Annotated in this window: 13 protein-coding genes; 4 read left to right on the top strand and 9 right to left on the bottom strand. The window is 65.6% G+C overall.

The genetic code is table 11. The annotated features are described in order from the left end of the window. The 3 genes from VKI00_RS08700 to VKI00_RS08690 all read left to right on the top strand — a co-directional run. On the top strand, positions 1 to 736 hold a 736-nt coding region (locus VKI00_RS08700; protein WP_324436762.1), incomplete at its 5' end, for a HoxN/HupN/NixA family nickel/cobalt transporter. 273 nt (positions 737 to 1009) lie between these two features. Then, positions 1010 to 1309: a PE family protein gene (locus VKI00_RS08695; protein WP_324436760.1), complete on the top strand. Its 300-nt coding sequence runs from the start codon at positions 1010 to 1012 to the stop codon at positions 1307 to 1309. Between the two features lie 10 nt (positions 1310 to 1319). Then, positions 1320 to 2651 (top strand): PPE family protein, encoded by a 1332-nt coding sequence (locus VKI00_RS08690; RefSeq protein WP_324436759.1) that lies wholly within the window; start codon positions 1320 to 1322, stop codon positions 2649 to 2651. A 9-nt stretch (positions 2652 to 2660) separates the two neighbouring features. Here VKI00_RS08690 and VKI00_RS08685 read toward each other — a convergent pair whose 3' ends face one another. The 7 genes from VKI00_RS08685 to VKI00_RS08655 form a co-directional block, all read right to left on the bottom strand. Then, on the bottom strand, positions 2661 to 3440 hold the full coding sequence (locus tag VKI00_RS08685; RefSeq protein WP_324436757.1) for a 3-oxoacyl-ACP reductase: 780 nt from the start codon (positions 3438 to 3440) through the stop codon (positions 2661 to 2663). A 53-nt stretch (positions 3441 to 3493) separates the two neighbouring features. Then, a complete protein-coding gene (locus VKI00_RS08680; RefSeq protein ID WP_414687154.1) occupies positions 3494 to 4288 on the bottom strand; it encodes a gamma-glutamyl-gamma-aminobutyrate hydrolase family protein in 795 nt (264 codons plus the stop codon). Then, positions 4275 to 5630: a glutamine synthetase family protein gene (locus tag VKI00_RS08675; RefSeq protein ID WP_324436763.1), complete on the bottom strand. Its 1356-nt coding sequence runs from the start codon at positions 5628 to 5630 to the stop codon at positions 4275 to 4277. The genes VKI00_RS08680 and VKI00_RS08675 overlap by 14 nt, the downstream gene beginning before the upstream one ends. 41 nt (positions 5631 to 5671) lie before the next feature. Beyond that, positions 5672 to 6223, bottom strand: a complete 552-nt coding sequence (locus VKI00_RS08670; protein ID WP_324436755.1) for an alpha/beta hydrolase — start codon at positions 6221 to 6223, stop codon at positions 5672 to 5674. Between the two features lie 204 nt (positions 6224 to 6427). After that, a complete protein-coding gene (locus VKI00_RS08665; protein WP_324436754.1) occupies positions 6428 to 7927 on the bottom strand; it encodes a cobyric acid synthase in 1500 nt (499 codons plus the stop codon). A gap of 16 nt (positions 7928 to 7943) precedes the next feature. Then, a complete protein-coding gene (gene map, locus VKI00_RS08660; RefSeq protein ID WP_324436752.1) occupies positions 7944 to 8810 on the bottom strand; it encodes a type I methionyl aminopeptidase in 867 nt (288 codons plus the stop codon). 28 nt (positions 8811 to 8838) lie between these two features. Next, complete coding sequence (locus VKI00_RS08655) at positions 8839 to 9420, bottom strand: DUF1707 SHOCT-like domain-containing protein (protein WP_324436751.1); 582 nt, start codon at positions 9418 to 9420, stop codon at positions 8839 to 8841. A gap of 718 nt (positions 9421 to 10138) precedes the next feature. Here VKI00_RS08655 and VKI00_RS08650 point away from each other — a divergent pair. Further along, complete coding sequence (locus VKI00_RS08650) at positions 10139 to 10612, top strand: hypothetical protein (RefSeq protein WP_324436749.1); 474 nt, start codon at positions 10139 to 10141, stop codon at positions 10610 to 10612. A 318-nt stretch (positions 10613 to 10930) separates the two neighbouring features. On the opposite strand, the gene VKI00_RS08645 is transcribed toward VKI00_RS08650, so the two are convergent. Both VKI00_RS08645 and VKI00_RS08640 read right to left on the bottom strand, forming a co-directional pair. After that, positions 10931 to 12748 (bottom strand): penicillin-binding transpeptidase domain-containing protein, encoded by a 1818-nt coding sequence (locus VKI00_RS08645; protein ID WP_324436747.1) that lies wholly within the window; start codon positions 12746 to 12748, stop codon positions 10931 to 10933. Between the two features lie 173 nt (positions 12749 to 12921). After that, positions 12922 to 13683, bottom strand: a 762-nt coding sequence (locus VKI00_RS08640; protein ID WP_324436745.1) for a GNAT family N-acetyltransferase, incomplete at its 5' end; no start/stop codon positions are given.

Here is a 13683-nt window from a genome sequence, read left to right as displayed (position 1 = left end):
GGTAATCATCGGGCCGGTCGAGCAAGACTCTTCGGCCTTGCATCACTACACCAGCTTGATCGGCACCAGCGTCTCCGGCGTCTTCTTGTGTTTGATCGCCGCCATCAATGTGGTGATCCTGGTCGGCATTCTGCGGGTGTTCGCGCGGATGCGCCGCGGCGAGTTCGACGAGGACGAGTTCGAAGAACAGCTCAACAACCGCGGATTGCTCAACCGGGTTTTGGGCCGCTTCACCAGATCGGTTACCGCGTCCTGGCACATGTATCCGGTGGGTTTGTTGTTCGGCCTGGGTTTCGACACCGCCACCGAGGTCGCGTTGCTCGTGCTTGCCGGCACCAGCGCGGCGGCCGGCCTGCCCTGGTATGCCATCTTGTGCCTGCCGGTGTTGTTCACCGCCGGCATGTGCGTGCTGGACACCATCGACGGCTCGTTCATGAATTTCGCCTACGGTTGGGCGTTTTCCAACCCGGTGCGAAAGGTCTACTACAACATCACCATTACCGGGCTCTCGGTCGTGGTCGCGGTGCTCATCGGCAGCGTGGAATTGCTCGGACTGCTCGCCGAACAGGTCGGTTGGAGCGGCGGGTTCTGGAGCTGGCTGGGCGGCATCGACCTCAACGCGATCGGTTTTCTGATTGTCGGCCTGTTCGTGGTGACATGGGTTGGTGCCATGTTGATCTGGCGCTACGCGCACATCGAGGAGAAGTGGACGGTGCAGCCCGAACGCGTCGGCTAAAACGCGTCAAGAAGTCGGCTTGGCCTCAGGCCAGGCCGCGATCCCCACCGCACCGAAGTCGCTTTTGAATTAACACCTTTATAGCGCTGCCCACGTCTGGACAGAGCTGGGTGGTCTGCTGCCCGAATCTGGCCGGGCCACCGTCCAAAACCGATGACCGTAACTTTCCATCCGGTCCCGGGTGCGGTGCCTGCTGCCCAAAATCAGCCTGCACCAGGTTGATTCAAGCATGCCCGCGCGGGGGCCGGTCGTGTTTTCCGAAGGAGAAGTCCAATGTCATTCGTCAACATCGTACCGGAAATGCTGTCCGCCGCGGCGGCGAACCTGCAAACGATCGGCTCGGCGGTGAGCGCTCGGAACGCAGCTGCGCTTGCCCCGACCACCGGGCTAATACCAGCGGCCGCCGACGAGGTTTCCGCCTTGACCGCAATGCAATTCGCCACACACGCGCAGATGTATCAGACGGTGAGCGCGCAAGCCACCGCGATGCACCAGATGTTCGTGACGATTCTGGCGGCCAGTGCCCACTCTTATGCCACCACCGAAGCGGCCAACGCGGTCGCGGCAAGCTGAGGAGTGAGCAATGGATTTCGCAGCGCTTCCACCGGAAATCAACTCTGGGCTGATGTACACCGGCCCGGGTTCCGCGCCCATGATGGCCGCCGCGGCGTCTTGGGACGACCTGGCTGTCGAGATGTATTCGGCAGCGAGCAATTACGGGTCTGTGATCGCCAACCTCACCAATGCTCCGTGGCGAGGTACCGCATCGGCGTCGATGGCTGCCGCCGCCGCGCCTTACGTGTCGTGGATGAGTGCCACCGCCGCACAAGCTGAACAGGCGGCAGGGCAGGCCAAAGCGGCGGCCGGCGCCTACGAATCCGCGTTCGGTTTGACGGTCCCCCCGCCGGTGATCGTCACCAACCGAACGCTGTTGGCGTCGCTGATTTCAACCAACATCCTCGGCCAGAACACCCCGGCGATCGCGGCCACCGAAACCCACTACGCGGAGATGTGGGCGCGGGACGCCGCGGCGATGTATGGCTACGCCGGATCGTCCGCGACCGCATCGGCATTGACGCCGTTCACCGCCCCGCCGGCGACCACCACGGCGACCGGGACGGCTGCGCAGGCCGCCACCGCGGTCGGTCAGGCCACTGGTGCGGGAACGCAGGGCACGCTGTCGCAAGTGATGACGGCCATGCCCGCTGCACTGCAGGGGCTCGCTGCGCCCGCGTCGTCGACGTCGTCAGGATCGGAGTCGGGGTTCATGAACCTCCTCGACTTGGTGACTGGGAACGGGTCCGGAACGGGCCTGTCGGCGGTCTTCAACGACCTGTTCAGCTCGAGTGGCTTGGGGCTGAACGACGGTTTCTGGAACAGCATTTTCTCGTCGGGCTTTTACATGCCTGGCAACTGGTTGGGCACAATGACGGATCTCGCCGGGCTAGGGAATGGCGGGGGCGCCGAAGGGGCAGCGGCCGCGGCCGGGGATGCGGCAGGCGACGCCGCCGGTGCTGCGGCAGGGAACGCGGCCGGGGACGCCGCCGGTGCTGCGGCGGGGAACGCGGCCGGGGCTGCGGCCGACGGGCTCGGCGGTGCGCTGGCGGGCCCGATCGCGGGAATCGGCGGACTGGGCGGCGACATGTCGGCGGCCATGGGCCAGGGTGCGGCGGTCGGAGCGCTGGCGGGCGGACTGGGCGGCGACATGTCAGCGGTCATGGGCCAGGGCGCGGCGATCGGAGCGCTGGCGGTGCCGCCGAGCTGGAATGCGGTCGCCCCCCTGAGCGCTCCTCCCCCGGTGCCAGGAATGCCGGGAATGCCGGGTGCCAACGCCGCCGCAAACTCCTTCAGCGGCAACACTCCCAAGTACGGGTTCCGTCCGACGGTGATGACGCAGTCACCGGCAGCCGGGTAACCGCCGGCGTTACAGCGGGGTGGTGTAAGCGGCGCTGATACCGCCGTCGACCAAGAACGTCGCCGCGGTGATGAACGAGGCGTCGTCGCTGGCCAAAAAGGCCACGGCTGCGGCGACTTCGTCGGCTTCACCGAACCGGCCCATCGGCACGTGCACCAGCCGCCGGGCCGCGCGCTCGGGATCCTTGGCGAAAAGGTCTTGCAGCAGTGGGGTATTCACCGGCCCGGGGCATAGCGCGTTGACGCGGATGCCCTGCCGGGCGAACTGCACGCCGAGCTCCCGCGACATCGCCAACACACCGCCCTTGGACGCCGTGTAGGAGATCTGCGAGGTGGCCGATCCCATCACCGCAACGAACGAGGCGATGTTGACGATCGACCCGTGGCCTGCGGGAGCCATGTGCCGCAGCGCCGCACGGCAGCACAGGTAGACCGATTTCAAGTTGACGTCCTGCACCCGCTGCCACGCCGGCAGCTCGGTGTTCTCGATCAGATCGTCATCCGGGGGCGAAATGCCGGCGTTGTTGATCGCGATGTCCACCGATCCGTAGCTGCTCTCCACGGTGTCGAAAAGGGTGTTGACCGAGGCTTCGTCGGCAACATCTACCGGCACATACAGACCGCCCAATTCATCGGCGGCCGCCCTGCCCGTCCGCTCGTCGATGTCGCCGATGACGACCGTGGCTCCCTCAGCGTGCAGCCGCCGCGCCGTAGCCAAGCCAATACCACCGCCGCCGCCGGTGACAACGGCGATCTTGCCGGCCAGCCGCCGGCTCAGATCCACGGCCATTCAGCGCCGCTCCTCCTCGTCGCTTCGCTCCGCATCGTCGCCGGCACGGCCATTCAGCTCACCCGTCCGCTCGCATATGACCGTGCTGCCTCCACGATCGCCGAGAACAACCGCAGGTCCTCCAGACTCTCCTCTGGATGCCACTGCACGGCGACCACGAAGCCGTCTCCGGGCAACTCCAGCGCCTCGATCACACCATCGGCATCCCACGCGCTGACGACCAGGCCCCTGGCCAATTCGGCGACGGCCTGATGGTGATAACACTTTGCATCGACGGACTCACCGACCAGCGCGGCCAGCCGGGTACCCGGCACCGTGCGGATCGGCAACGTGTTGAACACCGCGTTACCGGCCCGATGCCCGCTATGCCCGATGACGTCCGGCAGGTGCTGGTGCAGTGTTCCGCCGAGCGCGACGTTGAGCACCTGCGCGCCGCGGCAGATGCCCAGCACCGGCAGCTTGCGCCCCAGCGCCGCGTCCAGCAGCCTGAACTCCCAGGCGTCCCGCTGGCGGCCGGGCTGGTCGGTCTCCGGATGCGGCTGCTGGCCGTAGGCGCCGGGGTCGACGTCCTTGCCGCCGGTGATCAGCAGCCCGTCCAGACCGTCGAGCACCCGCTCGGCGATGGCGGGATTCACCGGCTGCGGCGGCAGCAGCACGGCCACCCCGCCGACGGCGGTGATGCCGTGGAAGTAGACGGCGGGAAGAAAGCTGGCGCGAACATCCCAGACGCCCATCTGAGCTTGATTCAGGTACGTCGTCAAGCCGATTACCGGTGGTCGCGGGCTTGATTGCCCGCCTCCTCCTCGGGCCGTTCCGGCCCGCGTCGTCGCCGGATCAAAAGCGCTCAAAACCGCGCACCCTCTCCCAGTCGGTGACCGCCGCGTTGAACGCGTCGATCTCGACCCGCGCGTTGTTGACGTAGTGGCTCACAACGTCCTTCCCGAATGCCTCCAAAGCGACGGCTGACGCGCCGAACAGCGTCGTAGCCTCGGCCAGCGTGCCGGGCAGCCGTTCGGCGTCGCCCTGGGCGATTTGATACGCGTTGCCCGCATACGGCTCCGGCAACGACAGGCCGTGCTCGATACCATGCAGCCCACCGGCGATCAGCGCCGCCACCGCCAGGTATTGGTTGACGTCGCCGCCGGGCACCCGGCATTCCACCCGCATGCTGTCGCCGCGACCCACGATACGCAGCGGACAAGTCCGATTGTCCAATCCCCACGCCACCACGGTAGGCGCGAAGCTGCGATCGGCAAACCGCTTGTAGGAGTTGATGTTCGGCGCGTAAAGCATGGTCAGCTCTCGCAGTGTGGCCAACTGGCCGGCGACAAAGCTGCGAAATGTTCGCGACATGCCGAGCGGCTGCTCTTCGTCGGCCAGCACCGCGGAACCATCCAGCGAGCGAAGCGACATGTGAATGTGGCAGCTGTTGCCTTCGCGCTCATCGTATTTCGCCATGAACGTCAAAGCCTTGCCGTGCTGGTCGGCGATTTCTTTAGCCCCGTTCTTGTAAATACTATGGTTGTCACAGGTGACCAGCGCCTCGTCGTAGCCGAACCCGATCTCCTGCTGCCCCATGTTGCACTCGCCCTTAGAGGCCTCCCAGCGCAGACCCGCACCCCGCATGTGCTGCCGAATCTCGCGCAGCAGCGGCTCCATCCGGCTGGAGGCCATAATCGCGTAGTCCAGGTTGTAGTCGCTGGCCGGGGTCAGGCCGCGATAGCCGTTGGCCCACGCTTGGCGATACGTGTCGTCGAAAACCATGAATTCGAGTTCGGTCGCGACATAGGCGCGCAGCCCGCGTTGATTCAGCCGGTCAAGCTGGCCGCGCAAGACGCGACGCGGCGCCGGCTCGATCGGGCTGCCGTCGTGCCAAGCCAAATCGGCCAGCACCAGCGCCGTGCCGGGCAGCCACGGGATCAGCCGAAGCGTCGTCAGGTCGGGCAGCGTCGCCATGTCGCCGTACCCGGTGTGCCAGCCCGCCATCTCGTAGCCGCCGACTGTCGTCATGTCGACATCGACGGCGAACAGGTAGTTGCAGCACTCGGCGCCGTGTTCGGCCACCTCGTCGACGAAAAACCGCGCGGAGACCCGCTTGCCCATCAGCCGGCCCTGCATGTCGGTGAACGCGACGATCACGGTGTCGACATCGCCGGCGGCGGCGAGTCGCTCAAGGTCCTCCAGCGACAAATGCGCATGGCCGCCAGTGCCGCCGGCGCGCTGGTTCTCCGTCACCAGGTGCTGGTACGCAGGACGATCTCGGCGGCCAGTTGGGCGGTCGACTCGTGGGCGTTGCGCCGTGCGAGCAACTCCACGACGCGGTAGTCGCCGTAAACGAATCGCTGGCTGGCGCGGGCCACTGCCTGCGCGGCCGGCGTGCTGACCAGCGCGGTTGTGTTGATCTCGACCGGTGGACAGTGGTCGTCGCGGATCACCCCGGTGGCATCGGCGACCCGTGGATGCCCGCGGTCGATGGCTATCAGACCCGTGAATCGGTCCAGCCGGGTCGCCGCGAGTTCCCAGGCCAGCTCGCCGCCGACACGGTCGCCGACCAACACGCCCCAATTGATGTCCAGCGAGTCGAGAATGCCTACGACTGATTTGGGTGTCAGTCGTGGGTCCGGGCCGACGACGATCGTCCGCAGTGATGCGGTGTGCAGGCGCTCACACACCGCGTCGTACGCGGCGGGCGCACGCTGCGCGGCGCCCAACAACACGACGACGGAGCCCTTCTCCGGACCCGTGTCGCTGACCTGGATGGGAAACCCGTCGACGGTTGTCATCATCGTCGAGAGCACTAATGCAAGTTACATTCAATTGGCCCGCGCGCGGGCCGTTTTCGTGTAGTTCGTTAACACAGTTTCAGTTGGAAACGTTCTCGCAACATAGAACTGGCGGTCGCTCTTGCGACGACCATAGCCACAATAAGGAACGGTCGTCGCGAAAAGCCTTGTTTAGCGGCTGTTTTGGAGCGACTAACAACGTTGTCAATGCACGGCGGTAACGACGGTCGGACGCAACGGCGGGCCACTGTCCAGTAGCGCGATGACTGCATCGACGTCGAGGCAGGCGTCCAACAGATCGGCCATCACATCCAGTTGGCCATCCCGCCGCGCGGAAACATCAACGTCATCAGCAACCACAAAACCGTCCCGGCCTGCTGCTGCCGCGGCGTCGGTCAACCAACGCCGGCGGAAGTCGTCGTTGTCCAACAGGCCGTGCCAGTGCGTCCCGAAGACCTGGCCGCGCCGATACCCCTGCGGGTATCCGTCCACCTCGAACCACGCGTCCTCCGCGCAGCGGGCCAACCGCCCCTGGTGGATCTCGTAGCCATCGAGGGAACCCTGCCACCGGCGCAGCACCTTGTCGGGCGCGAACACGATGTCGGCGTCCAGCATCCCCATCGCATCGACTCGGCCCGACCGGCTTTCTACCGGGTCGTCGATCGAGCGGCACAACATCTGGAAGCCGCCGCAGATGCCTAGCACCGGGCGGCCCGACGTGGCGTGCGTGAGGATGGCCTGGTCCAACCCACGCTCACGCAGCCAGCCCAGGTCGGCGACGGTGGCCTTCGTGCCGGGCAGCACGACCACGTCGGCATCCACCAGGTCGTCGGGTTGGCTGACCCACCGGACCAGCACGCCGGGTTCGCAGGCCAGCGCTTCGATATCGGTGGAGTTGGAGATCCGCGGCAGCCGCGGCACCGCGACCCGCAGCCACTCCGAGCCGTGCGGTGGCTGCGGTCTGCCGATGACGCGGTGGGCCAGCACCGAGACGGAGTCCTCGGCGTCGAGCCAAAGCTCGTCGCAGTACGGCAGGACCCCGTAGGTCGGGCGGCCGGTCAACTCGGCGAGCTGCTGCAATCCCGGCTCCAGCAGCGCGACGTCACCGCGGAACTTGTTCACGATGAAGCCGGCAACCAACGCCTGGTCGTCGGGTTCGAGCACCGCGACCGTCCCGAACAGATGCGCCAGCAACCCGCCGCGGTCGATGTCGCCGACCAGAATCACCGGCAGGTTTGCGGCGCGGGCGAGGCCCATATTAACCAAGTCCGTTGCGCGCAAATTGATTTCGGCCGGTGATCCGGCGCCCTCGCAAATCACCGCGTCGAATTCGGCTCGCAGTTGTGACAATTCGTCAAGCACAACACTGAGTAACCGGTTGCGGTGCGACCAGTACTCGGTCGCGGTGACCGCGTCGGTGGCCTGTCCCCGGATCACCAGTTGCGAGGTCGTATCGCTGCCGGGTTTGAGCAGAATCGGGTTGAACCGCACGCTGGGCGCCAGACCTGCGGCGCGAGCCTGCATCGCCTGGGCCCGGCCGATCTCCCCGCCTTCGATGGTGACCGCGGAATTGTTCGACATGTTCTGCGCTTTGAACGGCGCGACCCGGATGCCCTTGCGCGCCAACAGCCGGCAGAGTCCGGCGACCACCACCGACTTTCCCGCGTCGGAGGTGGTGCCGGCGACCAGCAGCGCACCGCTCACGGCTTGGGCGCCGCGGTCACGGCAGGGTGAGGATGTCCACGCCGGACTCGGTGACCAGCAACGTGTGCTCGAATTGCGCGGTCCATTTGCGGTCTTTGGTGACCACGGTCCAGCCGTCGTCCCAGATCTCGTAGTCCAGTGCGCCGAGGTTGATCATCGGTTCGATGGTAAACGTCATCCCGGGCTCGAGGATCGTGGTGACGGACGGCTGGTCGTAGTGCAGTACGACCAGTCCGTTGTGAAAGGTCGTACCGATGCCGTGACCGGTGAAGTCGCGAACGACGTTGTAGCCGAACCGGTTTGCGTAAGATTCGATGACGCGGCCGACCACCGACAGCGCGCGGCCCGGCTTGACGGCCTTGATCGCCCGCATCGTCGCCTCGTGGGTGCGCTCGACGAGCAGCCGGTGCTCCTCGGAGACGTCGCCGGCCAGGAACGTGGCGTTGGTGTCACCGTGCACGCCGTCGATGTAGGCGGTCACGTCGATATTGACGATGTCGCCGTCTTCGATCACCGTCGAGTCCGGGATGCCGTGGCAGATGACTTCGTTCAGCGACGTGCAGCACGATTTGGGGAAATTCTTGTAGCCGAGCGTCGATGGGTAGGCGCCGTGATCGACCATGTAGTCGTGCGCGACGCGGTCCAATGCGTCGGTCGTCACGCCGGGCGCGACCGACTTGCCCGCTTCGGCGAGCGCGCCGGCCGCAATCCGGCCGGCCACCCGCATCTTCTCGATCACTTCGGGCGTTTGCACCCACGGCTCAGTGCCCTCCCGCGCCGTCGACTTGCCGACGTACTCCGGGCGCGGGATCGACTTGGGCACCGGCAGTGTCGGCGAGACTGCGCCAGCAATCAGCTCAGAACGAACGGGACGAACAGGCATACCGACCAGCGTATCTGTCTGCGCCGGGTCAAACACGCCGCCGAGGCAGCAACGACCGGCGTGGTCCTTTGACCTTGACCGATCCGCACACCACCCGACCGGTCAACACCACATGCGGGGTGCCCTCGGCGGGTGCGTCTTTCCGGCGGTCGCTGGCGCTGCCGCCGAAGACCTGGACGTCGTCGATCGACGCGCTGGCGCCGTCGGGCAATCGAATCTCGACAGATCCAAACCTCATGTCGAGCTCGATGACGACGACCGGCCCAGCGAATCGCGCCTTGACCAGGTCCAGCTCGACGGAGCCCATCCGGCGCACCAGCGCCAGCCGGCTCGGTACGGTCCACTCGCCGTGCCGCTTGAGCGACCCGACCCAGCCGCGCAACTCCACTCGGTCGGCCGCAGACGTGACGATCGCTCCCGGCCCGGGCAGGTCACCGACGAGGCGGTCCAGTTCGTTGCGGGTGCGGGCGTAGGACACGTGCGAGGAGCGTTCCTCGAACTCACCGATGTCGATCAGCCCGAGCGCGACCGCATTGTGCAGTCGGCGCAGCGTGCCGTTGCGGTCGGCATCGGATACCCGCAGCTCGGTCAGTTCGTCAGGGCGCGTCATGGCGCTTCCAATCTACCGCCACCTGATGCACAGGCTCCGGTTCGACGACCTGAACGCATGGGGCAGCTACGGGAGCCTTTTCATACTTTATGTACGAAAACACTAATGAATTTGAACTGGAATGCATTAACGCGTGGAATGGAGAAAGTCCCTGTTTTAGCGAAACACCCGATAAATGATCTTGTTTTGATCGCAAAACAGCGTTATCGGCGCACTCAGGCGGCCAGGCAATTTCTCCTACAAATTGTTCGAACAGCCGGAGCTAAATCCGGTTTCCTGGCCTTGATATCCAGATAGTGGACAGCGGTGGCGGCGTCGGCCAGGCGCTGCCCGTTCGGCTTGTATGAGGCTGGCTTGACGCCACCGAGCTGCTACGATGCTCCCAATGTGGCCGCCGGGCGATGTCGGGCGGCATCCGATGACGTGCCATTGGCGTACTCGCCGTACCGATCTTGAAGCGTCGAACGGCGCCTAAGAGCAGACTTAGGAGCGACGCAACTTCGGCTGAGATTTTTATTAGAGAAATGCTTAACTAACGCCGCATCGTGATATATGCTTCCCCCGTCGAAGGCTCAATCAGTGGGGGCAAAGGACTCATGTACGAGCCAACGGCTGTGGGGCGGCAACCCCACAATCCACACCGAGAGATACCGAGATTGGAGGCTCGCACATGAGTCGCAGTGATTCTACCGGACGTGGGCGTCGTACCCCGTTCACTTTGGCCACCGCCGCAGGCGGCGCGATGGCCGCGGCAATGTTCGGCATGGGCATGGCCCACGCTGACTCTGACATTGTTAGTCTTCCGTCCGATGCCGAGGGATATTCGATCCTGTTCGGCGGCGACGGAACGGACCCCAACCTGTTCAGCGGTCAGGCGACGGATAACTTGACCCTTGATACTGAGCTGTACGACCAGAACTCGGGTGACGCGTTAAGCTTTGACACGGCCGCCGCGTCGTTCGAGTCAGAAGACGGTCATTCCATCGAGGACCTGATCAATTCGATCGACCCCACCGCATATTCAGAACAAATCACACCCGGAATCACGGGCACCCTGCCCGACAACGCGTACCTGGTACCCGAGTCCAGCCTTGGTTACCCTCGGCACCGAGCTGGATTTCTTCGTGCTGGACCCGACCGGCCTGGACTTTTTGCTAACCCCGGTTGTCGAGCTTCTGTTGGGCTCGCCTGAGTTCGGTTTCTAAATAATCTCAGCGTCCGGGTGGGGGCACGGGGGCCCGGTCGCTGACGGGGGGAACCGTCTGACTGGCGGGACCGCATGGTCCCGCCGGTCAGATCGGTCTTCATATCCGATCTCAGAACTGCGTAATCCGCTTCGCTGATGAGGTGGCCGATCCTGCCTTGACCGGCCGGTCGGGGAAAGTTCGACAACCTCTGAGGGGTAGGCTGTCAGCTCGATCATCAGAATCCAGTCGCCCGGCCGCTGCAACGCGCGCGGCCGGGCGACTGGCTGTCTAAGTCCTTGTCGCAGAGCGACTTTCTGAACGCCTCAGGCCAAGTAGTCGGCCGGCAGGCAGTCGAACATGAACTTGGTCATCCGCACCGCGTACTCCGAACTGCCGCCCCCGACGATTAGCGAGGCGAAGGCCAAATCACCGCGGTACCCGGCGAACCAGGAATGCGATCCGCCGGGAAACTCGGCTTCACCGGTCTTCCCGAACACCGCGCCGGCGCCGGCGATGTCCTTGCCGGTGCCGTTGGTCACCACTAGCCGCATCATCGGGCGCAGGCTGTCGATCACCTTCTCGCTGATCGGTGTGGTGTCACCGGTGATCGCCGTCGTCCGTCCCTCGATCAGCTTCGGCACGGGCGTCTTCCCAGCGGCCACCGTGGCCGCGACCAGCGCCATGCCGAACGGGGAGGCCAGCACCTTGCCCTGACCGAAGCCATCCTCGGTGCGCTCGGCCAGATCGACCGTCGGCGGCACCGAACCGGTGACGGTGCTGACGCCGTCGACCTGGTAGTCCAGCCCGATGCCGTACTGGCTCGCCTCTTGGTTCAAACCGCGTGGCGGCATCTTGCTGGCCAATTCGGCGAACGTGGTGTTGCACGAACTGGCGAAGGCCCGCGACATCGGCACCGTACCCAGATCGAACCCGCCGTAGTTAGGGATGGTGCGATGCCCGATGTCGATCTTTCCCGGACAGCCCAAAAGTGTATTCGGGCTTGCCAAGTCGCGCTCGAGCGCCGCGCCCGCGGTGACCATCTTGAACGTCGACCCCGGCGGGTATAGGCCGGTGGTGGCGACGGGACCGAGGGCGTCGGCGGCGGCGTTCTGCGCGACGGCGAGGATCTCGCCGGTCGAGGGCTTGATCACCACGATCATCGCCTGGCGGCTCTGGTTGTCCACTGCGTGCTGAGCGGCGTTCTGCACGGCCCGATCCAGGCTGATCGACACCGACGCGGCCGGCGACGGCTCCACCTCGTGCAGCACCGCGACGTCGACGTCGTTCTGGTTGACGCTGACCACCCGCCAGCCCGCCTGGCCGTCGAGTTCGTCGATCACGGCCTTCTTCACCTGACTCATCAGGGCCGGGGCGAAGTGGTAGTCGGTCGGCAGCAGCTCGGCCTGCGGGGTGATCACCACGCCGGGCAACTGGCCGATCGCGGGCGCGATCCTGTTGTTGTCGTCGATGCGCAGCGTGATCAAGTCCATCGGTTTACCCAGCGAGCTGGCCTGCTCGGCCAGGCGCTGCGGGTCGTTGAGCGTGTCGTCGAACGGGTGCAGCGCATCGACCACCGCGTGGGCCGTCGTGATCAGATAGGCGCCGGCCTTCGAGGCGTCCAGCGTGTAGTGGTACAGGTAGCCGGGAGCCAGCACGTCGGTACCGCCGACTTCGTTGACCGCGGCGCGTCTCGGCGGGTCGGCCCGCAGCGCGAAGGTCTGATGCTCGCCAAGGCGTGGATGCAAGTCGGTGGTGTTCCATTGGACCTGCCAATGGCCTTCGTAGCGGGCCATTTTCAGCCGACCGTCGTAGGTCCAGGTCCGATTCTTCGGCAGATGCCAGGTATAGCGGTAGTTCACCGTGCCAATGTCCTCGGTGTACTTAGAGCCGAGAACCTGAGTGTCCAGGTGGCTGGCCTGCAGCCCGGCCCACGCCGCGTTGAGCGCTTCGCGCGCGTCGCTGGGAGCATCGCTGAGCTCGGCGGCCGCCGCCGTGTCGCCGGTGGACAACGCGGCGAAGAACCGCTCGGCCGCCGGCGCCGGGCCCTCCGGACGAGGAGTGCAGGCCGACACCGAGGCCATCGCGAGAAGCGCCGCCAAAGAAAAGCTCGCGCCTGTTGCCAGTGTGGTTTTTGTTGCCATTGAGGCTGATGTTATGGAACCGTGGCCCGGGACCGGCGGAGGCGCACCGAGATTGCATTGTTATGCGATGGCCGAGATGGCACAACCAGGCTGCGCGTCGGAAAGTTAAGCCATTGCGCCGTTGACCGGCGTGTCGTCGCCGAGGTTTATGTGTCGCGCAACGAGGGGTCGGTTCAGTCCAGCAGGACCGTCGCGAAGGAGCCGACTTCGGCGAAGCCGACGCGTTCGTACGTGGCCCGGGCGACCGTGTTGAAGTCATTCACGTACAAGCTCGCGATGCGCCCGGTGCCCACGATCACCGCGGCCAGCGTCGCGGTCCCACCGGTGCCCAGACCTCGGCCGCGCCGCTTGGGATGCACCCAGACCCCTTGGATCTGGCTGACCGCCGGCGATTGGGACCCGACTTCGGCCTTGAAAACCACCTCGCCGTCCTCGAAACGGGCCCACGCTCGACCGAGCGCGATCAGGCTGGCGACCCGGCGCCGGTAGCCGCGTCCGCCGTCGCCGAGCCGCGGGTCGACACCGACCTCGCCGATGAACATGTCGACCGCGGCCACCAGGTAGGTGTCGATCTCGTCGGGCCGCACCTGGCGCACGTCGGGATCGATGTCACAGTTCGGCATCGTGTTCAGCGACATCAGCGGCTGGTGCTCACGCACGTCGCGGGCCGGGCCCCAGGCCGGCTCGAGCCGCTGCCACATCGGCATCACCAACTCGGCCCGGCCGACCAATGACGAACACCGCCGCGACGCGGTCATCGCCGCGTCGGCGAACGCATACATGTCGCCGAGTCGGCCGCGCAGCGGAATCAGGTTCGCGCCCGCGTAACACAGCGACTCTTCGACGCCGCGGCGCGTCCACAGTTCGCCACCGATCGCGTTGGGGTCGATGCCGTGGTCAGCCACCCGGGCGGCGACCATGCACGACCCGATGGG

Source organism: Mycobacterium sp. (assembly GCF_035314665.1).
In the GTDB taxonomy this organism is placed as follows: domain Bacteria; phylum Actinomycetota; class Actinomycetes; order Mycobacteriales; family Mycobacteriaceae; genus Mycobacterium.
This window is presented reverse-complemented; position numbering and strand designations above follow the sequence as displayed.

Coding starts and splice junctions, on each gene's coding strand:
- map (WP_324436752.1), bottom strand. CDS start 8,810: ATGCCTGTTCGTCCCGTTCGTTCTGAGCTGATTGCTGGCGCAGTCTCG.
- VKI00_RS08645 (WP_324436747.1), bottom strand. CDS start 12,748: ATGGCAACAAAAACCACACTGGCAACAGGCGCGAGCTTTTCTTTGGCG.
- VKI00_RS08690 (WP_324436759.1), top strand. CDS start 1,320: ATGGATTTCGCAGCGCTTCCACCGGAAATCAACTCTGGGCTGATGTAC.
- VKI00_RS08695 (WP_324436760.1), top strand. CDS start 1,010: ATGTCATTCGTCAACATCGTACCGGAAATGCTGTCCGCCGCGGCGGCG.
- VKI00_RS08670 (WP_324436755.1), bottom strand. CDS start 6,223: ATGACAACCGTCGACGGGTTTCCCATCCAGGTCAGCGACACGGGTCCG.
- VKI00_RS08655 (WP_324436751.1), bottom strand. CDS start 9,420: ATGACGCGCCCTGACGAACTGACCGAGCTGCGGGTATCCGATGCCGAC.
- VKI00_RS08685 (WP_324436757.1), bottom strand. CDS start 3,440: ATGGCCGTGGATCTGAGCCGGCGGCTGGCCGGCAAGATCGCCGTTGTC.